The organism is Halobacillus andaensis, from assembly GCF_014636475.1.
Classification (GTDB): Bacteria; Bacillota; Bacilli; order Bacillales; family Halobacillaceae; genus Halobacillus_A; species Halobacillus_A andaensis.
This window is the reverse complement of record NZ_BMEL01000002.1, coordinates 408,794-430,768: the sequence shown is the minus strand read 5'-3', so window position 1 is coordinate 430,768 and position 21,975 is coordinate 408,794. Positions and strand designations below refer to the sequence as shown.

Here is a 21,975-nt window from a genome sequence, read left to right as displayed (position 1 = left end):
TTGAGATTAAAAAGAGCAACTAAGGTTTCTTTACAAGCTGACGTGTTAGTCACTAGCTTACACTTTTTCTTCCCAGTTTTTCTTCTCTTCCTCTTTCATCATATCCTCTGCTTCCTGAGGATAAGCTGTACGGAAAGCATGATGATCGGCTTCGATAACTTCTACCATCTTATCGATCATGTCTTGTGGGTCATACTGCTGGTCAAGAATCTGCTCTGTTTCTGCAATCGACTCTCTAGGCGTGAAGTTTTTATCTTCGTCGTACCATTTATGTTTCTCCTCAAACATCCGATCATTAAAGCCGGTTTCGAACGGTCCCGGATTAATCGTAGCGACCTGCACACCAAATTCTTCAAGCTCGGCTTTCATCGTTTTCGCAATTGCTTCAATCGCATGCTTAGAAGATACATAAGCGCCCAAGTAAGGCATACCAACGATGCCAACGATTGAGCTTAGAAAAATAATTTTGCCTTGTTTCTTGTCTACGAATTTCTTCGCAGCAATTTGTGCATTTTCAAGCGTACTAAATACATTTGTTTCATAAACGTCTCGTACACGGTCTACTGGAATTTCAGCAATCGGTCCGCCTTCGCCTATAGCCGCATTGGCTACAAATACATCATAATCGTACTCAGCAATCAATTGTTGGTCACGCTTGCTCTTAATATCTAATTTAATGACCTCTAATTCAACGCCCGCTTCTGAAGCCGCTTCACGTAAACTTGTAATTTGAGAAATTATTTCAACAGCTGCAATCACACGGTGGCCTTTTTCAGCTAAGACGATCGCTGTTCCTTTGCCTAAACCGGTGCCTGCACCAGTAATAAAGATCGTTTTGCTCATTTCATTTTTCCTCCTTCATAAAATAGCAACGTGTTAAAGGATTACCCGCCTCCGTTTTTTCTAAAACTTCCCAATAGTATGGACCCCTTTGCTGTAAACAGGATCCTTAAACAAAAAAGTACTTGCTTCCTAAACGGAAACAAGCACTACCCTTCTCTTATCATGTTCCACAAAACGTTCGGTACGGCTGGCGGGACGTCTCGGGTAATTTAGCGTACTCCTCTTGTTCAGGCGAATACGCATAGGGATCTGAAAGCACATCCATTAACCGCTCCATCACGCTGTAGTCTTCTTTTGCTACGGCAGCTTCAAGTGCTTCCTCTACTCGATGATTACGGGGAATAACCGCCGGGTTCGATTTCTTCATCAATTGAGAAACCGCAGCCTTCGATGCCTCTTGACGGCTCAGTCTCGCCTGCCACTGCTTATACCAATGACTAAATTCAGTCGTGTCATTCATTGCCGTGTTCTCTGGCTTATCTAACGTTAAAGCACGAAATGTGTTTGTAAAGTCAGCACGATGCTTTTCCATAATGCGAAGAAGGTCTTCAATTAATGGTTCGTCCTGTTCTTCTTCGTTATGAAACCCTAGCTTGTCTCTCATCCCTGACAGCCAATGAGCATGGTAGAGCCTCTCATACTTCGAATGGACCTCTACAGCCAGCTCAACCGCTTTTTCTTGGTCATCATGAAGAAGCGGCAATAGAGCTTCTGCAAAGCGAGCAAGATTCCACTGACCAATCGGCGGCTGGTTTTGATAAGCGTATCGGCCTTGCACATCAATGGAACTGAATACCGTTTTTGGATCATATTCATCCATAAAAGCACACGGGCCGTAATCAATGGTTTCACCACTGATCGTCATGTTATCCGTATTCATCACCCCATGGATAAAGCCGACAAGCTCCCATTTTGCAATCAGTGCGGCCTGACGCTTAATCACTTCTTCAAACAGAGCAAGATAGCGATCATCGTTATCTTCAATATCAGGATAATGGCGATGGATCGCATAATCAGCAAGCATTCGGAGCTCTTCTACACTGCCCCACCTTGCCGCATATTCAAAGGTACCGATACGCAGATGACTGGCCGCCACACGAGTCAGGACGGCCCCCGGCAGCTCGGTTTCGCGCCGAACAGACTCTCCAGTTGTAACCACCGAGAGACTGCGATTCGTAGGAATACGAAGCCCATGCATGGCTTCACTAATTATATATTCACGAAGCATTGGTCCAAGGGAGGCTCGACCATCTCCCCCGCGCGAGAATGGCGTTCTCCCTGAACCCTTAAGCTGAATATCGAAACGTTCACCAGAGGGCGTGATCTGCTCGCCAAGCAGCACAGCACGTCCGTCCCCGAGCATCGTAAAGTTCCCAAATTGATGGCCGGCGTAGGCCTGAGCAATCGGTTGGGTGCCTTCAGGAACCTCATTGCCAGCTAGAACATTTACTCCTTCTTCACTTTGCAGATTCTTAGAATTCAACCCTAAAGATTCGGCCAATGATTGATTAAAAATGACCAGATTTGGTGAATCTACAGGGGCTGGCTCAATACTTTCAAATAAAGTCTCTGGAAGACGGGAATAGCTATTATCATAATTCCAACCTATTTCTTTATTCTGTATCATCGTATCTCCTTTGTTTGGTTTGTCATATTTATATCCACTTCTATTCTTCTACAAAAAACAAAATATCATCGCACAGTAAAGAAAAATATATCTGTTAGGATTAACTTTTCCATATAGAAAACACCTAAACCACTTAAACAACATCCATTCTTTCAGTCATAAAATCATAGTTGAAAAGGGAATTGTTCTTCTATTATCATTTACCCTTCCAGGGATATTTTATAACTAAAGTGCAAAGATATAAAAACGGGCACCATCTGTCTACTCAGATGTGCCCTGTTTATACGAACCATTCAACTAATTTTGATTTACATATTCTCTGCTCACCACATCCATACGGGATGCCGCATCCTTCGCCTGATCACATGCATTTTCAATTCGATCACCTTTACTAAGTACCACGGCCATACGGCGGCCTAATTTTGCAGAAGGCTTCCCAAATAAGCGTAACTGAGTGTGTGGAACTTTTAAGGCATTTTCAACACCGGTAATTTGATAATCACTTGACTCCACCGATGATTTGACCGCGTAACTTGATCCCGCAGAAACGAGCTGAACATCTTCGACCGGAAATCCTAAAATCGCCCGCACATGAAGCGCGAATTCCGATAGATCTTGAGTTACTAATGTAACCATCCCTGTATCATGCGGCCTTGGGGACACTTCACTAAAGTAAACTCCATCTGAAGTAATAAAGAGTTCTACTCCAAAAACCCCGTAACCACCAATTTCATCGGTAACTTTTTTGGCAATGGCCTCTGCTTGTTTTATGTGTTCCTCACTCATTGGATGGGGCTGCCATGATTGGATATAATCTCCGTCCTGCTGAAGATGGCCAATCGGAGGGCAGTAAAACGTACCCGTAGAAGAGCGTACAGTTAACAGCGTAATTTCCGAATCAAAATGAATAAATTCCTCTACAATCACTCGGGTGCTATTCCCCCGTCCGCTATTGATGGCTTCCTGCCAAGAACTCTCAATATCTGCTTCTGTTCGGCATAGGCTTTGCCCCTTTCCCGAAGAACTCATAATCGGTTTAATTACACACGGAGTACCAATGGTCGCAACCGCCTCTTTTAGCTCACCTAAAGAGTTGGCAAACTCATATTTAGCTGTCGGAAGTTCTAATTTTTCACTTGCCAACCGTCGAATACCTTCGCGATCCATCGTCAATTGGGTAGCGTAAGCAGTGGGAATAATATTATATCCTTCCTGCTCTAACTCTAGAAGTGTCGCTGTCGCAATGGCTTCTATTTCAGGAACGATTAAATCCGGTTTCTCCTGTTCGATCACCGTGCGCAATTTTTCACCGTCAAGCATATCAGTCACATGAAAACGATGAGCCACCTGCATGGCAGGCGCACCTTCATATCGATCAACTGCAATGGTTTCTATCCCTAGACGCTGAGCCTCTATAACTACTTCTTTTCCTAACTCCCCTGCCCCTAACAGCATCATTGTTTTTGCATAATTCTGATTCGGTGCTCCAAACATGTTGCAACCCCTCCTGAATATTTTGATTTACAGTTATTTTAGCGTCTTCTGTCAGCCTAAATCAAGGGTACTAAGGTTAATTTACGAACATTTTTAAAAAAATAGTTAAAAATGTTCACCTTTATCTTGCGCTAGCCTCAACTAACGCCCTTTAGGTATGTTCACTCCGGAGATAGATTCTACAGGTTCGAATCCTCCACCCACATTTTCTTCTTGTCAGCCATCTCCCAAAATAAGTATTCCAGTTTACTCGTATGAAGGAAGATTTCTTCTAGATGAGCTTTTTCTCGTTCTGGCTTATCATCGGCAAGCTGGTTCATAAGCTGTTTCATGTCTTCAGCAAGATTGGTAAATTCATCTGACGCGTACATCTTGATCCAATCCCCGTAGAATTCATGTTCACTTGCTCCCTCTTTTTTATTCAATGCTAAGCCTATTTCATTGTAGCTCCACGCACAGGCAAGTACACAGGCAACGACCTCCGCTTCCGACCCCTGCTGCGCCTTGTTAAGCATGTAGCTTGTATAAGCAAGAAGCGTAGCAGATGGTTTTGTGTTTTCCAATTCTTCTTTGCTGATACCAATTCTTTCGGCATATTTTCGATGAAGATCCATTTCTTCGTTCAATGTTGAATGCAGCATATCAGCAAACATAGTCATCGTTTCTAATTGATTTGCTTTTACACTTCCTAAAGCAAATACGCGGCAATAGTCGATTAAATATAAATAATCCTGTTCCATAAAAAACTTAAACTTCTCAAGTTCTAAACTTCCATCACCAATCCCTCTGACAAAAGGGTGTTCGAGGTACTGATCCCATATAGGCTTAGCCTTTTCATAGAGTCGATCTGTAAACATTACCTATCATCCTTTCTTTCTGAATGTTGAAACCAGTCAAATAAAAAAGCGACCATCGTTTTCGTGAATTGCAGAAGCTGCTCCCTTTCAAGTGACTCATTAACAGCGTGTGCTTGTTCGAGCGTACCGGGACCGTATAAGACCGTCGGGATGTTGGCCTCCGCTAACCAGCCACCATCTGTTACGGTAGGAGACATTGAATAGTCTACAGGTGTCTCGTGAATAAGTTGATGCGCACGAGCTAACTTTTGAATACCGGAGTGACTGGAGTCCACGGAAAAGGCAGGAAATATTTCTCCCTGGTCCTCAATCATAGACGTCCCGCCCCATGAAAAATGAGGTGGGTGGACTTTTAACCATGGATCAGCCTTTGCTGCATAATTGATATGTTCTTCGATCTCCCTGATCACTTCCTCATAATGTTCTTCAGGATAATAATGCACCGTTATCCATAGCTTGCAGCGATCTGCGATGAAAGCAGCATGCCTGCCGCCTTCAATGACGGCAGGATTGATTGTATTTGAGCCAGGGGTAAAGCCAGGACTCGATTTAGTTATGGCCCATTGCCGTTCCAGTTCTTGTAAGGCGCTTATGATTTTCATCATTTTCTCTATCGCGCTGGCACCATGCAGTCCGCCACCAGCGTGGATCATGGAACGTCTGCTGGCATCATGGAAAGTTTGAGGGCTTTCGATTGTTATCCAGCCGGTAATTACACCACCCTGCCCTTGAATACTACAATCACTTGTATCCACGACTAAAGCTAAGTCAGCACGATATCCTTTTTCACAACAGGACTTCGTACCCGCTTCTCCAACCTCCTCGCCGACCACGGATTGGAAATAGATGTTTCCGCCAGGTTCTATCCCAGCCTTATGCAGCACTTTCATGGCAAACAGTACCCCGGCTATTCCGCCTTTCATATCGGCTACCCCGCGCCCAAATACTTTATCTTCCGTTACCGTACATACAAAAGGATTATAATCCCACCGCTCATTCTGCTCTATAGCAGCTACATCAAGATGACCGTTGATGATGAGACTTTTTGGTTGATTCTCTTGTTTCCCCCTTTTTGTACCCACCACTACAGGATCTCCTGGATAAAGCTCCCATGAATCAATAGTAAAATTGAGTTCTTTTAGTTGATGAACAACATATTCTTGAGCACTCTTTGCATTACGAGCAGGTGGACTCATGGTCGGATAGGCTACTAAATCAGACAATAGATCAAGAAGCTCCCCTTCTCTTTCGTCCACTTCATACAATAATTTGGTTAACTCATGATTCATATAAAATCTCCTCTTCAATAAAAAAAGCTCGCTCCTAGTGAGAAGGAGCGAGCTTTTTCATAAGAATTTAAAATGATATGTAGAGTGACCACTCGCTTCACTTCCCTACGCTAGTATGATCTAGATCAGGTCATAAGGGTCAAAGCTTCCTGCTTTTCTCAGCCGAATGACGGCTCCCCTAGTGAAGAGTCTTATATATTTTGTTAACCATAATTAGAACATACTAATACAAAAATAACAAGAAGCCCTTTATTTGGAAAAGGCTTTCTTGTGATTTTGCATGAACCTCTATAAATAATGACCTGCATCATTCTTTTTCCCAAGGAATTACAGCTTTAATAGTCGTTTGCTCTATTCCCCTCTTATTAATTAAGTCGACTTCGCATAATAAACCCACGACAAGAAAAACTATAGGTTAAGCACCTCTACCCATCAGCATGATGCGGATTAAGGCGTTTTCTAACAAATTTATACATAACTAAATCCACCATTTCACATAAAGGAACTTACTTCATACAGGGGGGGATATCAGTGGATAAGAAAACCCGACGAATGATGACCGTTGCATTGTGTTCCGTTGTCCTTATCATCAATTTCTTACAGGTAAACGTTGCCTCCGCTCCTTCTATCACTCAAACTACTAATAAACCCTTAGACGAGAGTTATCAGACGGTTTATAAGGCACTTGAAACCGAAGCACCATTTGATTACACATTTATTTGGATGTCCGATACCCAGTATTATTCCAAACGTCACCCAAACATTTATAAAAGCATGGTCGAATGGATTGCCAAGAATAAAGAAGAACTATCTATCCCTTATGTCATCCATACTGGCGATATCGTCCACAACTGGGATGACGAGCGACAATGGCAGTACGCTGATGAATCCACGAAAGTATTAGAAAACGCCGAGATCCCCTATGGAGTTTTGGCAGGAAATCATGATATCGACTTAAAAAATAAAGATTACACTCCATTCTCTAAGTATTATGGTCACTCAAAATTTAAAAATCAGCTATACTATGGCAGTTCGTATAAAGACAATCGAGGTCATTATGATTTGGTAAGTGTGAATGGCAATAACTTTATTATGATTTACATGAGCTGGGGAATTGGGCAGGAAGAAATTGATTGGGTTAACGAAGTATTAGAGAACCACCCTGATCATATGGCCTTTATAAACCTCCATCAATATTTATTACCTACTGGAAAGCGAAGTCGACTTGGTGAAGACCTATACGAACAAGTCATTGAGCCTAACGAAAATGTGGTAGCAACCCTTAGCGGGCACTACTACGGCACGGCAACAAAGGTGGATGCCATTGATGATAACGGCGATGGGAAGCCCGATCGCAAAGTTCATCAGATGTTCGCCAATTACCAGGGCGGTCCTGAAGGCGGACAAGGTTATATGCGCTTATTACATGTAAATCAAGAAGAAAACAAAATTCATGTAAAGACCTACTCTCCCTATCTGAATGACTATAATTATTACGATATCGAAAAATATCCCGGAAAGGATGAGTTTGTTATTGAGCTTCCATTGAAATCAAAAGTAAAAACTAATCCAACATAGACAAGTGAATCTCAAGATAGGTTTCAGTATCTTACAGCTTATACATTTCCCCCCCTCTTGAACCATAGTAAGAGAGGGTGTTTTCGTTTATTATTCAATTTTTTGCTACTTAAGATCATAGAAAATTAGCACCTAAATATTTTACTGGAAGTACTTCTTCTTTCATTTCCTTATTAAAAGAGACACGATAAGCTTTAGCTGTGGGGTGTGAACTTACGATATCCTTTATCTCTTGATTTATATAATGAATGGCCACACCATCATCTGCTGCAATACCGGGCTTTATTTTTCTTGAACGAACAAAATCCGTATAAGCAGGCCGTCTCTCGGCTTCTCCATCGTAATGTGGACAGTTACTTCCTTTTAAAAAACCTAAGCATGGTAAAGGTTCAAGACCATCACCATATGAGTCAGTAACTCCTTCTTCAAACCAGCAAATCGAACCTGCGCTTATACCAGCTAGAATGATTCCTTGATTCCATGCCTTTTTCAATATAGAATCTAGTCCCCAATCCTTCCACAACACTAAGAGATTTTTGGTGTTTCCTCCCCCCACATAAATGATGTCTTTTTCTAATACAAACCCCTCTAAGTCACGTGTAGGTGGTTTAAATAATGATAAATGGGAGGGCTCACAGTCTTGTTTTTGAAAAAAATCATAGAACCTTGATATGAAGTCTTCTGAGTCCCCGCTTGCTGTAGGAATAAAGCATATTTTGGGGTGGGGCTTGTTCGACTGATTGAGTATATATTCGTCTAAATAAAGATTCTCTGGCTCCATTAAGAATCCTCCGCCTCCAAGAGCAATGATTTGCCTCATGTCTAAAAACTTCCCTTCTTCCTAATGAGGTTATTTTCGCCATCTGAACGATCGAGAAAACCGGTGACTGATTATCATTTCTGTTGTACTCCGAAGAAAACTCTCCTTCTATCATATCACGCCACTTTTTTTCCATGCCTTCAGGACATTTTTCATTAAACAACAACGCTCTCGTAGCACCTTAGTTACACTAACAAGAATTATAGTAAGTTTAGATCTACTAAACGCCTAGAAAACAGTTTAAATAGACTCAAGACTTTTGGATTATATAAGCTCAGTGAATAACTGTATAACTTTTTCGTATTTAATCTAATTTCAACTAGAATATAAAATGTAAGAATATTACGAAAAAAGGAGGTCGCATTATTTGAAATATAAAAAATGGTTTTCATCCTCTGCGGCTATTCTGCTGCTAGCCTCTACTTTTGCTTCTCCACAGCAAGCATATGCGACAGAGATAAAAGAACAGGACTCTTCTGTTACAGGATATGGCGGTGCCGTTGCATCAGAAGACCCAGATGCCTCAGCTGCAGGCATGGAGATTCTTGAACAAGGAGGCAACGCAGTAGATGCTGCAGTGGCCGTCGCAGCTGTTCAAGGAGTGACGCGTCCGTTTTCTGGCGGCATCGGCGGTGGCGGCATGATGCTTATTCATATGGAAGATGAAGAAGAACCGATTGCCATTGACAGTCGTTCGATTTCACCACAGGCTTTTGACGATGAATCCTACATGGATGAGGAGACTGGCCTGATCGCTCCTTCCGCTCAACGTATCTCAAGTGGTGCAGCATTTTCCATACCTGGGACGGTAAAAAATTGGGAGGAAGCTTTAGAGTCATATGGCACGATGTCTCTCAAAGAAGTGTTGGCCCCTGCCATAAAGGTGGCTGAAGAAGGTTTTGAAGTGGACGCTAACTTTTCTAGGGAAGTTGAAGAAAATGTGGAACGATTCCGGCTTTTCACTTCTACTAAAGAACTATTCTTAGACGAAGAAAGCAATCCTCCTAAGCCAGGAGATATTTTAACGAATGAAGATTTGGCTCATACATACCGAATGATCGGTGAAGGCGGCAGTGAAGCTTTTTATGAAGGAGGAATAGCGGATGAAGTAATTACCACCATCAATACCCCTCCTCTTGTAGATGATCCTGATTTCTCTGCAGTCAGCTCCCTTTGGGATGAGGAAGAAATAATTGAAGGTGATTTAACACGAGAAGATCTGGCAGATTATGAAACTAATACGTACGATGCCACAAAATCTGATTATAAAGGATACGATATATACGGTGTACCTCCATCATCAAGCGGCGGCATTACGATAGGCGAAACGTTTAACATCTTAGACCAATATGATCTCAGTGAAATGTCTAAAACCGATGCCTACCATTATTTTATGGAGGCCACTCGACTTGCCATTGCAGATCGCCGCGAATATATAGGTGATCCGGAAAAGGGTTACGTTCCAACGACAGGTATGCTTTCTAAAGGATATGCAGAGGAAAGAAATCATCAGATCAAAGACGATCGGGCTGCTCATGGACAAATCGCTCCAGGAAATCCATGGCCCTATGAAGAAAATCCCGACCTAAAACCGGATGCACCTATTCAGGAAACGGAATTCTCTTATGATTTTGATGGAGATGACGGCGATGCGTGGAGTAAGGAGAAGTTTCACCGTCTTGATACCGGCCCGCAAAGCAGTCCATATGATTCTTCCCTTGTTATTGAAAATAACACAGGAAAACTATCTTTAAATGAAAAAAAGGAAGGCAGAGGCAGTGCCTATGGTCGTGCTACCGCGAACATGGATACATTTGACAACCCAGAACTCACAATGTCATTTCGAGCTTCCGAGGTAGGAAATGACCAGCGTCTCAGAATTTGGCTGCAAGGAGATGTCTGGAGATCGGGCAGCTCTATTCCTGAGAATGGATATGGACTTGAAATTAATACAGAAACGGAAGAAGCTGTGCTTCTGCGTTCGAAGAATTCAAGATTTTCCACGCTCGAACGTTTTGATTACCCGCTTACTACAGAATGGTATAATCTTCGCTTCTTAGTGGACCAGAATGTATTGAAAGTCGGTATTTGGGAGAATGGTGAAGAAGAACCAGAAGAATGGCTTGCAGTTCATACCTTAGAAGAGGAAGACCAGCTTCCGTATTCTGAAGGGAAATTTTTATTGAGCGGTATTAATTTTGAGTCGGACTCTGATATTGATTTCTTTATGGATGATGTTCGCGTTGAAGAGTGGAAAGAAGGTGATGAGCCGGAAGAACCGGCTACAGCTGATGCTAAAATGTTTGAATCACCTTCTTTAAATACCTCTACTTCCATTGAAGAAGAAGAAGCATTTATTGAAGAAGAACAACAGAGATTAGAAGAAGCAGGAGAACAAAACTTAGAAGCAGATGAATCCACCATACATGCCTCTGTTTCGGATCGTGAAGGAAATATTGCCAGCTATACAACAACGATTGTCTCCATCGGTGGGAACGGTATGGTCGTTCCAGGGCACGGTTTCTTATTAAATAACGCTCTTTATGGGCGAATCCCAACGGAAGACCGCTCTCATCCAAACTATCCACGGCCGGGTATGCGTTCATTAAGCAGCATGTCTCCGACCTTAGTAATGGAAGATGGAAATCCGGTCCTGACGCTGGGAGCGCCAGGAAGTGACACGATACTCACGACTGTCTCACAAATTATGATGAGTCATTTAGATTTTGGTATGTCTCTTCCTGAAGCGTTTGCTGAACCAAGAGTCAGTCAACGTAACAATTTTAACAGCAGAGCCGATTACGAAGAGAATTACTGGAATGGCGAATTTGATGCGATGAAAGACGAATGGGAAGCAATGGGTCACCGATTTTCAGCCGTTACGGCCGAACAGGGAATTGGTGCTGCTACAGGCATAGAATTTCTTGAAAATGGCCAGGTGACTCCAACTGCCGAAGAAGTAAGACGCGGTGGAGGTAGTGCTGTCGTCGAATCGGATGAACCAATCGCAGAAAACGAGAAACCAGGAAATGGTCCGCCTGACGATATTCCAGGTAAAGGTCCCGATGGAAATCCCGGCCAAGGACCTCCAGATGAGACGCCTGGTAACGGTCCGCCAGATGATCTACCTGGGCAAGACCATCAAAAGAATAACAAATAAAGAAAGAACCGTTGCACCTTTTTTGAGGCAACGGTTCTTTTTACACTTCCACCATATCCAGAATCGAAACAGCTGCCTCTGTGATCTGACGATAGTTCTCTTCATGCCAAATGAGGGAAAGAGAACTGAACAGATGGATATCTTTTAGGTCAAGTCCAATGACATCCCGGTCGTTCATTAATTCGATCATATCTTCCGGAAGAAGCGTAATTCCGATGTCCTCTTTAATTAAGTTTGCGATCGTTAAGATTTCCGGACCAGTTCCCACAGTTTTTGGAACAAATCCTGCGGATAGACAAGCGTGCTCCACAAGCGAATATAAGGCTGGTGAATGATCAGGGTCAAAATGAAAAAAAAGTTCTTCTGCAAAATCTTCTAAATTAACAGTGCTGTTCAAAGCAGAAGGATGCTTACTAGAAACGGCCAACTTTAGCTCATGCCGTTTAAATTCCTTCCACTGCAATGGTGAGCGAATTGTTCGTTTTACATCAATCGGTGTGCGAATAAAGGCAAGGTGATACTCTCCACTGTGAACCAGTTTTACCGCGTGAACCGAAGTTGTTTCTTTAATAAAAAAACTAATTTTGGGGTATCTTCTTTTTAACTCCTTGAGTAAATTTGGAACAATATGGCTAGCAGCTGAAGGCACCGTTGCAATTTTAATAGTCATATGAGCAGTCGCACCGATTTGTTTTAATTCATTTACACTATTTTGAATGCTCTCAAAAGACGGTGTTAACTGCTGGTAAAGAAACTCCCCCTCTTCCGTTAAGGAAACTTGTCTGGTCGAGCGTTTTAATAGTTTTACATCAAGTTCTTTTTCTAATATGGCAATTTGCTGACTCAGCCCGGGTTGTGAAATATGTAAAGCTTCAGCAGCCTTGCTGAAATTTAGATGGTAAGCAATGCTCAAGAAATAATGCAAGGACAAATAATTCATTACAGACTCCTCCTTTCTACTAAAAACCTCCATTGTTAAATGTATATATTTGTATTATTCAACAACAATAGGAAAAAACCTTTTTAAAGCTCAATCATCTTTTCATTGAATTTTTCTAACTGACATATATAAGGTTTCATTATCTGCCAACGCATATATAAATAAAGCCATCCCCCATCTAGTAAGGGGATGACTCTTTGTTAAAGAAGTGACATTCTCCGCTCTCTTGGTTTTATAAAATCAGAGTGCTCTTTAAAGCTGCAATCAATAGCTCAAAATCTTCGTGCATTTGGTTGGAGATTTCTGGGTCTTTATAATTTTTATCGTGTAAGAGTGAAAGACGGGGTTCAATTTCCAGCACACGACCTCCCATAAACACAACTTCTATTTTTCCAGGAGCTGTATTGTCTACCAGGCTGTAGTCTTCAAAATATTCCTTCATAGAGATGATTCGTTCCGTAAACAACGTTTCTTTTGTCACGTTCATTTTCGAATCAATACTAAGAATCGTCAGTGTGCGGTCATTTCTATTCACGATGAATAGTTGATGCTGTTCTGAGGTGAGAACTTCTAAAGATCGGTAGTTCCCTGACTCGAACACTTCCTCTGTGAACTCTAGGACAGCTGCCGTACGCAAATTTTCCAAGCCAGAAGTAGTTAACCTTTCACTAACCGTAATACCCATTATTTTAAAAACCTCCTCAAAATTATCTTACATTGTCAAAATTCCCGTCCTCAGGCTCACGAAACCTAAATAATGGTAAATGAATGGATATATCTATTCCCCGTTTCACGCTAACACGACCAAAGATATACACACGATTTTTCTCGACAATATTATGTAAAACTAAGTAATCAGTTCACCTTAAAAGTAATGAAAAAACGAACGATAAAAACTGAATCGCATAAACACAAATCATCCGAACTGATTTCAATAGAATCGTTCGGATGATTTTATGATTTATTCAGTTTTGTTCCAGCCTCGTTCAGTCATTACTTTACTATTTAACTAGCATACACAAGCATCCCATTCTTTCTATGAATTAGGGTTTCCAATCACTGATTGCAAGATCGCTTTCTGAACGTGCAGTCTGTTTTCCGCTTGCTGGAATACTGCTGAATGAGCCCCATCGATCACGGATGCCGTCACTTCTTCTTCTCTGTGAGCAGGAAGGCAATGTAAAAAGTGAACATCGTCTTTTGCGATTTTAAGCAGGTCGTCATTCACTTGATAATCAGCAAGAGCTTTTAAACGTTCTTCCGCTTCCGCTTCTTGCCCCATACTGGTCCAAACATCTGTATAAATGACGTCTGCTCCATGTACAGCTTTGGCTGGATCATTCTCAACTTTAACAGAACCGCTGTTTTCTTTGGCAACCTCTTCTGCTTTTTTCACGATCGCGGGGTCGGGTTCGTATCCTTTCGGAGAAGCGACAACGACCTCCATGCCCATCATGGCAGATAAGATCATTAATGAATGAGCGACGTTATTGCCATCGCCGATATAAACGACTTTAACGCCGCATAAACGGCCTTTTAACTCAAGGATCGTAAATACATCGGCTAGTGCCTGACACGGATGATAAATATCGCACAGTCCGTTAATGACTGGAATCGAAGCGTGTTCAGCCAGCTCAGCTAGCTTTTCATGCGAAGTTGTACGGTACATAATAGCGTCTACGTAGCCTGATAGCACTTGGGCAGTATCGGCGATGGTTTCACCGCGTCCGATTTGAATATCACGGCTGTTTAAATAAAGGGCATGCCCTCCCATCTGCACCATCCCCACTTCAAAGGAGACACGTGTGCGGGTAGAGGATTTTTCAAAAATCATCCCTAAGGTTTTTCCACTTAACATACTGTTGTGCGGGTTCTCTTTTAGATCCTGTGCTTGCGCGAGCAGCTGTGATACATCGGTTTGAGTGAAATCCAACCAGGTTAATACGTCTTTACCTTTTAAGGTGTGGTTAGAAGTTGTCATCATTTCCATTAAGTTCATTACACGCACTCCTTTTCTTTACTCCCAGGCAATGGGGTTGGTTGATAAGGGTTGTGGGCTAGTGAATCGACGTAAGCATTAAATGTTGTGGCTTGCGTAAATACAGTCACCCCAGCTTTTAATGCTTGAATTCTTTTTATTGAATCTTCCTCTGTATTTCCATTGTTCATATAAACCTTAGCTTCTTTCAATTCAAGCCATTCAGCAAAATCCCAATCGCTCGACTTTCCTTTTAAAAAGCTATCAGATTCGATTAAGCATACGTTCTCCTTCTCATACAGGTTAGGAAGATGCTCAAATACTTTAGCCATCGCTTCTTCTGCTGTATCGGCAAGGCACATTCCTTCACCCGTGGAAAGCATGTTGGCGCCGAGCTTATGATCAAGCTCAGGCAGCGCGTGAGAAGAAAATAACGGGTATTTCACGGCTGCTTTTAGAATGGACGGCTGTGGTGTGTCCTTAAGAGAGTTTCCTGACTCATGCACCAGAACTTTTACAGCGAGATCGACCATCGACACGTCAGATACTTTGCTAATAATCGGAACAGTACGGCTGGCACGCGGGTTCACTTCTAAGACGTATACGGTTCCTTCTGAAATTAAAAATTGAATGTTCATTAATCCTTTATAGTTCACCTTTTGCACAATTTTTTGCGCATAATCTTTAAGAGTAGCTTTAACGGCAAGTGATAGGTTTTGAGCTGGGAAGAGTGCCATGCTGTCACCTGAGTGAACGCCTGCCGGCTCCACATGCTCCATGATTTCTGGAATAAATGTGTTCTCTCCATCCGCAACTAGATCAATCTCCGCTTCGCTTCCCGTCATAAACTGATCGAGTACAATTGGATAGTGCCGATCATCTGTTTCCTCTAAAGCTGCTTTTAATTGCTGTTCATTTTCTACCTTCACCATACCTTGGCCGCCAATGACGTACGATGGACGGCAAAGCAGCGGATATTCGTATGAACTTGCCGCTTCAAGCGCTTCGCTCATCGTATGGCACATCTCTCCTGGAATATGCGGCACATCTATGCTTTGCAATACAGAATAAAATTGTTCCCGATCTTCAAGTTGAGCAATGGTATCTACATTAACTCCAGCGAGAGGGATCCCTGCTTCACTTAATTCATCTGCAATATTAATGGCTGTTTGCCCTCCAAATTGAGTAAAGACGAGATCAATACCTTCATGCTCAACAATGGATTCAATGACCTCTTTATTAATCGGATCAAAATATAGACGGTCTGCTGTCGTATAGTCGGTGCTGACGGTTTCTGGGTTGTTGTTAATCATCACCGTTGTCCAGCCCAGCTTCTGCAAGCTTTGTATTGCTTTTACTGCACTATAATCGAACTCGACACCCTGACCTATTCGAATGGGTCCGGAGCCAACTATTAATGCTTTTTTATTTGCAGAAAGCGGCTCGATTTCGTTCGTGCCTGCATAAGTGGTATACACATAGTTCGTAGCCGCTTCAAATTCAGCTGCACATGTATCTACCATTTTATAGCTTGGCGTAACTTCGAATTGAGTACGAATCTGCTTCACTTCAGTTTCACTTATACCTTTAAGCTCGGCAATCTTCTTATCAGTGAAACCTTGAACTTTAGCAGTTTTCAATACTTTTGCATCTAGATCCTGCGTTTTGATTTGCTGCTCCATCTGCACGAGATTCGCAACAACCTGCAAGAAAAATAAATCAATCGCCGTTTTTTCATGAATTTCTTTTATCGTATACCCCTGCTTCAACATTTCTACAATCGTGAAATATCTTAAATCTGTTGGCTTGGTTAAATGTTCTTCAAATTGCTCTTCAGGGATTTCAGGAATGGTTTGATCAAGTGAGGCTACAGCCTTTTGGAAAGCTCCTTCGAGTGTGCGATCAATCGCCATGACTTCACCTGTGGCTTTCATTTTCGTACCTAGTTTACGATCAGCATTGGAGAACTTGTCAAACGGCCACCTCGGGAACTTTACGACAACGTAGTCCAGGGCTGGCTCGAAGCTCGCATATGTTGTTCCTGTTAATGGATTGATTAGTTCATCTAATTTAAAGCCAAGCGCCAGTTTCGTTGCCATTTTAGCGATCGGATATCCTGTTGCTTTAGATGCCAGCGCGGAAGACCGGCTGACACGTGGGTTTACTTCAATGACGTAATATTTTTTACTATAAGGATCGATCGCAAGTTGCACGTTACAGCCACCGATAACATCGAGAGCTGAAATGATCGTAAAGGCCGCGGTTCTTAGCATTTGATATTCCTGATCCGTAAGCGTCTGAGACGGAGCGACTACGATTGAATCTCCTGTGTGCACCCCAACGGGATCAAAGTTTTCCATATTACAAACACTGATGCATGTGCCATTCACATCTCGCATTACTTCGTACTCTACTTCTTTAAAGCCGGCGATGCTTTTCTCAATGATGACCTGGCCAATTGGACTTGCCTTAAGTCCGTTCGCAACCAATTCTGTTAACTCTTCCTCATTATCAACAATACCGCCTCCACGGCCCCCTAATGTATAAGCCGGACGGCTGATGACGGGATAACCATATTGAGCGGTAAAGTTCAGTGCTTCTTCCACACTGGCAATGACTTCACTTTCTGGTACCGGCTGCTGCAGTTCATCCATTAGTTCACGGAACAGCTCTCGATCTTCTCCTTGTTGGATCGATTGGACACTCGTTCCAAGGAGCTCAAGATCATATTTTGCAAACAAATCATGCTTATTCATTTCTACGGCTAAGTTCAGCCCCGTCTGACCGCCAAGACCAGCCAAAACAGAATCTGGCTTTTCTTTTTTTATAATGGCTTCGACGCTTTGAACCGTTAATGGTTCACAGTACACCTTATCGGCAATTTCATTATCTGTCATGATGGTCGCAGGATTGTTATTAACGAGTACTACTTCATGGCCTTCTTCTTTGAGTGCAAGACAGCCTTGTGTGCCCGAATAATCAAATTCTGCTGCTTGACCAATAACAATTGGTCCTGATCCTATAACAAGAACTTTCTTAGGCATACATCTGCACTCCTTTCTTTTTGTTCACACTTGTGAAAAATTCATCAAATAACCACAAGGCATCTTCTGGTCCTGGATTGGCTTCAGGGTGGAACTGAGCCGATAGAATTGGTTTAGACGGATGCATCAATCCTTCTACTGACCCGTCATTCACGTGACTAAAACTTACTTCCAGCACGGTATTTTCTATACTCGCATCATCTACGACATAGTTATGATTTTGGGAGGTGATAAACACACGTCCTGTTTGAACATCTTTTACAGGATGGTTTGCCCCGCGATGTCCAAAAGCAAGCTTCTTCGTATCTGCTCCATAGGCTAAAGCAATCACTTGATGACCAAAGCAAATACCTAACGACGGATACTGCTCGAGTACTCCTTTTATCTCTGATAAGAATTTTGTCGCGTCTTTAGGATCGCCTGGTCCATTCGATAAAACGACCCCATCTGGATTTAGCTCGTGAACCTTATGCACATTCGTAAAAGGAACGACTGAAACCCGCACCCCTTTTTCTACGAGCTGATCCACAATTGACCCTTTATAACCAAAATCGATCACTACAATATGCTGAGATCCCTCACCATAAGCAGCCACTTCCTGTTTTGACGCTTGAAAGATTTGACCAACTGTTTTTGTATCTGAAGGTTTTAGCGATTGGTGATCCATTACGGCCTGACACGTACCTTCACTGCGAATAGATTTCGTAACTTCTCTCGTATCCACTTCCGTTAAGAACGGGACGTTCCATTTATTCAAATAATCTTTTAAAGAAGTGGTCGCCTGGTAATGATAAACTGCCTCCGCACATTGCATCATGACAACTCCGCTTACTTGCGGCTTTTCACTTTCAAAGTCATCTTCATTGATTCCGTAGTTACCGATCAACGGATAGGTAAACACAACGATTTGCCCTTTATAGGAAGGGTCTGTTAAAACCTCTTGATAGCCTGTCATACCAGTAAAGAAAACAACCTCTCCCTCTACCGGTGTCTCCCAATGGCCAGAAGCCTCTCCTTGAAAGCTCTGACCTTCTTGTAATGTTAAGAACCCCTGCATCTTCTACACCTCGCTGTATTTTTATTAATTACTCAGTATTATTATACATTCATTTGCGTAAAAATACTTTGCAGGGTCGAGTACTCTTCCCTGACAAAGCATTTGAATTACGAATGATTCGCTTTCTCTAATTGAAGTACACCTTCAAGAATCGATGCTGCTTTGTCTAATTCTTCAATCGTTACGTTTAAGGGAGGAAGCAGTCGAATAACATGAGGGCCTGCAAGTACAGCTAACAAGCCTTTTCCACGGAGCTTATGAATAAAGTGTATCGCTTCCTGATCCACCTCAATACCTATCATAAGTCCTCTTCCTCTAATTTCTTTAACTCCCTCCAAAGGCAGCAGCTTTGACTCAAGCAATTCGTTTAAATAGTCACTTTTCTCTTGTACTGATTGTAAGAACTGCTGAGGGAAAATCGTTTGAAGAGTCGCTTTCACCGCTGCAGAAGCTAACGGATTCCCACCAAATGTAGATCCGTGAGAACCAGCTGTAAATGTCTCAGCGAATTCAGCTTTTCCAAGCATGGCACCGACAGGAAAACCGCTTCCCAATCCTTTAGCTGAAGTTACGATATCCGGATCTAACTCATAATGCTGATAGCCAAATGGTTTTCCCGTTCGGCCGATGCCTGTTTGCACTTCATCAATAATCAACAAAGCACCTAGCTCCTTACATTTATTTTGAACAGCCTGTAAGAAAAGCTCTGTTCCTTCGATGACGCCGCCTTCTCCTTGAATCACTTCTACCATAATAGCCGCTATGTCTTGATCATGAATTTGGGAAACTTCCTCAGCATCGTTATAAGGCAAATATTCAAAAGTAGGAAGCAGTGTGCCAAACCCTTGATGGACTTTTTCCTGCCCCGTCGCGCTCATCGTTGCAAAGGTTCGACCGTGGAACGACTGCTTAAACGTAAGGATTTTTTCTTTACCTGTATGCTTGCGGGCAAGCTTTATTGCCGCTTCGTTTGCTTCAGCCCCGCTATTACAAAAGAAAGCATAATCTAGATTTGTCACTCCTGTAAGAAGTTTGGCAGCTTCTTGTTGAAGAGGGATCTCGTATAAATTCGAGACATGCCACACCTTGCCCAGCTGTTCTTTGACAGCTTCTTCTACTGCGGGTGGGCGGTGGCCCAAGTTACATACTGCGATACCTGAGACAAAGTCTAAATACTGATTTCCTTCATTATCGGTAACGGCTGTACCTTCTCCCGACTCAATGGTGAGGGGAAAACGATTATAGGTTGGAAAAACACTCATTTGACGACACCTTCCTTAACATCCTGGTAGATCGTAGTCCCTTTTATAACGTTTCCTTGGACTAATGATTGTTCTCCGCTTACAATGAGCACTTCATGTAAGTGTTCAGATAGCGCATTGACAGCGGATTTTACTTTCGGAATCATTCCTCCGTAAATCACATCATCTGCGATCAGCTGCTGAATTTCTTCAGGCGTCGTTTGGGGAATAACCTCGCCTTGATTTAAAATTCCAGGCACATCGGTGACAAACAGCAGCTTTTCTGCTTTAAGTGCGCTTGCTACCGCAGCAGCAGCGACGTCGGCGTTCACATTAACCATTTGCCCTTCCGCTGTCGTTGCCAACGGAGCAATGACTGGAATATAATTTTGTTGAATAATTTGCTGAATAAGGCTTACATTTACTTCTTCAATGTCTCCAACAAAGCCAAGCTTCTCTTTATTAATGAAACGAGCCTTCAGCAGGCCGCCGTCGGATCCCTTTAGCCCTACACAAGGAACACCCTGCTTTGTAAAAGCCGAGGTAACTTGAGCGCTTACCGTACCGCCTAACGTCATCGTTACGACTTCAAGTGTCTCAGCTGTCGTTTTCCTAAGTCCTTCGAAAAATTCTCCCTTTATATTTAAGTCCTCCAGCAAGGAGGTGATGGCCGGACCGCCACCATGAACCACTACACATTGATAATGCTTCGTTAATTCACAGAAACTCTTATAAAAGCTTTCAGAAATCTTATCAATCATGCTGCCCCCAAGCTTAATGACAAGAACAGGTTTATGATTACGTTCGGTAGCTTGCATTGATTTTGACATAGTCATATGTTAAATCACACCCCCATGCTGTTCCTGATCCGGTTCCTTCATGAAGCTCAATATGGATCATAACGGTCTCTTTACTCATATCGGCTATCGCTTGATCTTCAGAAAAAGAGCAAGGCGTTCCATTACTGAATACGAGCTGGCTTTCAATATAAATGTCACAGTTTTCAGCGTTCACTTGAGCATCACTATGACCAATAGCCCCAACAATCCTACCCCAGTTCGCATCCACACCATAAACTGCTGTTTTCACTAAGTTTGAGCCTACAACTTTCTTAGCTACAGCTCGCGCATCTTCATCAGATAATGCACCAGTTACGTTGACTTCAATTAACTTTGTAGCACCTTCACCGTCTTTAGCAATTTGCTTTGCTAAATCTTCACATACAAGCTGAAGCGTTTTTTGAAAAGCTTCCCATTGTGAATGTTGAGGTGTTAAATCCTGGTGATCTATCGTTCCATTAGCCATAGTTAACACCATGTCATTTGTAGAAGTTTCACCATCTACAGTTATTTGGTTAAATGATTTATCTATGGACTGGCTTAATGCGTATTGCAAATGTTCAGACTCAATCTTTGCATCAGTCGTAATAAAACCAAGCATTGTGGCCATATTCGGATGGATCATTCCCGATCCTTTAGCCGCTCCAGCGATCGTTACGGTTTTTCCATCGACTTCAAGCTGATAGCATGCTGACTTTTCACATGTATCTGTTGTTAATATGGCTTTCTGGAAATCATGATCGCCCTCTTTTGATGGCTGTACATTCATAGATCCATGCTCTATTTTATCCATTTCCAGCTGTTGGCCGATGACTCCCGTTGAAGCAACGGCTACATAGTCTTCAGGTACGACGTAACGTTCTGCAATTAATGACCTCATTTTATAGGCATTTACTAAACCCTCTTTACCTGTGCAAGCATTAGCAATAGCACTATTAACTGCTAATGCCTGTATCTTTTGAGAAGAAGCTATACTTTCCTGGGTAACTTTTAATGGAGGTGCTTGAAAATGACTTTGTGTGTAAACGGCCGCGACTGAGGCGGGCTGAACACTCATTAATAATCCATAATCTTTTTTTGAACGTCGCAGACCGCAATGCAGTCCTCCTGCTACAAAACCTTTAGGCGACGTAATGGTTCCATCCTCTACCTTCACTACCTTGTGCGCGTCCGTTATTTGAATCAATCGCTCTCTCCCTTTCTTCTCT

The 21,975-nt window shown here is 42.5% G+C and carries 16 protein-coding genes and 1 riboswitch; of the genes, 2 read left to right on the top strand and 14 right to left on the bottom strand.

The window, feature by feature from the left end:
- Window positions 1-57: 57 nt before the first annotated feature.
- The 5 genes from IEV27_RS09540 to IEV27_RS09520 all read right to left on the bottom strand — a co-directional run bounded on the left by IEV27_RS09540 (window position 58) and on the right by IEV27_RS09520 (window position 6,110).
- Window positions 58-843 carry an SDR family oxidoreductase gene (locus tag IEV27_RS09540; protein ID WP_188377226.1) on the bottom strand — a complete coding sequence of 262 codons (786 nt, stop codon included), beginning with the start codon at window positions 841-843 and terminating at the stop codon, window positions 58-60.
- A gap of 160 nt (window positions 844-1,003) precedes the next feature.
- On the bottom strand, window positions 1,004-2,470 hold the full coding sequence (locus tag IEV27_RS09535) for a protein adenylyltransferase SelO (protein WP_188377225.1): 1,467 nt from the start codon (window positions 2,468-2,470) through the stop codon (window positions 1,004-1,006).
- A 297-nt stretch (window positions 2,471-2,767) separates the two neighbouring features.
- Entirely contained in the window at window positions 2,768-3,964 is a 1,197-nt protein-coding gene (gene purT, locus IEV27_RS09530) for a formate-dependent phosphoribosylglycinamide formyltransferase (protein WP_188377224.1), read from the bottom strand.
- Between the two features lie 179 nt (window positions 3,965-4,143).
- A complete protein-coding gene (gene tenA / locus IEV27_RS09525) occupies window positions 4,144-4,821 on the bottom strand; it encodes a thiaminase II (protein WP_188377223.1) in 678 nt (225 codons plus the stop codon).
- Complete coding sequence (locus IEV27_RS09520) at window positions 4,821-6,110, bottom strand: acetylornithine deacetylase (RefSeq protein WP_188377222.1); 1,290 nt, start codon at window positions 6,108-6,110, stop codon at window positions 4,821-4,823. Before IEV27_RS09520 ends, tenA begins: the two co-directional genes overlap by 1 nt.
- Before the next feature lie 85 nt (window positions 6,111-6,195).
- A riboswitch (TPP riboswitch) is annotated at window positions 6,196-6,300 on the bottom strand.
- A gap of 341 nt (window positions 6,301-6,641) precedes the next feature.
- On the opposite strand from IEV27_RS09520, the gene IEV27_RS09515 reads away from it, so the two are divergent.
- Complete coding sequence (locus IEV27_RS09515) at window positions 6,642-7,688, top strand: metallophosphoesterase (protein WP_229735070.1); 1,047 nt, start codon at window positions 6,642-6,644, stop codon at window positions 7,686-7,688.
- A 115-nt stretch (window positions 7,689-7,803) separates the two neighbouring features.
- Here the strand turns inward: IEV27_RS09515 and IEV27_RS09510 are convergent, their stop codons facing one another.
- The gene (locus IEV27_RS09510) at window positions 7,804-8,508 is read right to left on the bottom strand and encodes a Type 1 glutamine amidotransferase-like domain-containing protein (RefSeq protein WP_188377221.1); all 705 of its coding nucleotides are present in this window, start codon (window positions 8,506-8,508) and stop codon (window positions 7,804-7,806) included.
- Between the two features lie 367 nt (window positions 8,509-8,875).
- Between IEV27_RS09510 and IEV27_RS09505 the strand changes: the two genes are divergently transcribed.
- A complete protein-coding gene (locus IEV27_RS09505; protein WP_188377220.1) occupies window positions 8,876-11,668 on the top strand; it encodes a gamma-glutamyltransferase in 2,793 nt (930 codons plus the stop codon).
- A gap of 40 nt (window positions 11,669-11,708) precedes the next feature.
- Here the strand turns inward: IEV27_RS09505 and IEV27_RS09500 are convergent, their stop codons facing one another.
- The 8 genes from IEV27_RS09500 to argJ form a co-directional block, all read right to left on the bottom strand.
- Window positions 11,709-12,608: a LysR family transcriptional regulator gene (locus IEV27_RS09500; protein WP_188377219.1), complete on the bottom strand. Its 900-nt coding sequence runs from the start codon at window positions 12,606-12,608 to the stop codon at window positions 11,709-11,711.
- Between the two features lie 232 nt (window positions 12,609-12,840).
- A complete protein-coding gene (locus IEV27_RS09495) occupies window positions 12,841-13,293 on the bottom strand; it encodes a hypothetical protein (RefSeq protein WP_188377218.1) in 453 nt (150 codons plus the stop codon).
- Between the two features lie 351 nt (window positions 13,294-13,644).
- The gene (gene argF, locus IEV27_RS09490) at window positions 13,645-14,592 is read right to left on the bottom strand and encodes an ornithine carbamoyltransferase (protein WP_188377581.1); all 948 of its coding nucleotides are present in this window, start codon (window positions 14,590-14,592) and stop codon (window positions 13,645-13,647) included.
- 14 nt (window positions 14,593-14,606) lie between these two features.
- A complete protein-coding gene (carB, locus tag IEV27_RS09485) occupies window positions 14,607-17,630 on the bottom strand; it encodes a carbamoyl-phosphate synthase (glutamine-hydrolyzing) large subunit (protein WP_188377217.1) in 3,024 nt (1,007 codons plus the stop codon).
- Window positions 17,623-18,687: a carbamoyl phosphate synthase small subunit gene (locus IEV27_RS09480; RefSeq protein ID WP_188377216.1), complete on the bottom strand. Its 1,065-nt coding sequence runs from the start codon at window positions 18,685-18,687 to the stop codon at window positions 17,623-17,625. The genes carB and IEV27_RS09480 overlap by 8 nt, the downstream gene beginning before the upstream one ends.
- Window positions 18,688-18,794: 107 nt before the next feature.
- Window positions 18,795-19,949: an acetylornithine transaminase gene (argD, locus tag IEV27_RS09475; RefSeq protein WP_188377215.1), complete on the bottom strand. Its 1,155-nt coding sequence runs from the start codon at window positions 19,947-19,949 to the stop codon at window positions 18,795-18,797.
- Window positions 19,946-20,764, bottom strand: a complete 819-nt coding sequence (gene argB / locus IEV27_RS09470) for an acetylglutamate kinase (RefSeq protein WP_229735057.1) — start codon at window positions 20,762-20,764, stop codon at window positions 19,946-19,948. The genes argD and argB overlap by 4 nt, the downstream gene beginning before the upstream one ends.
- A complete protein-coding gene (gene argJ, locus IEV27_RS09465) occupies window positions 20,727-21,953 on the bottom strand; it encodes a bifunctional ornithine acetyltransferase/N-acetylglutamate synthase (RefSeq protein ID WP_188377214.1) in 1,227 nt (408 codons plus the stop codon). The genes argB and argJ overlap by 38 nt, the downstream gene beginning before the upstream one ends.
- Window positions 21,954-21,975: the final 22 nt, after the last annotated feature.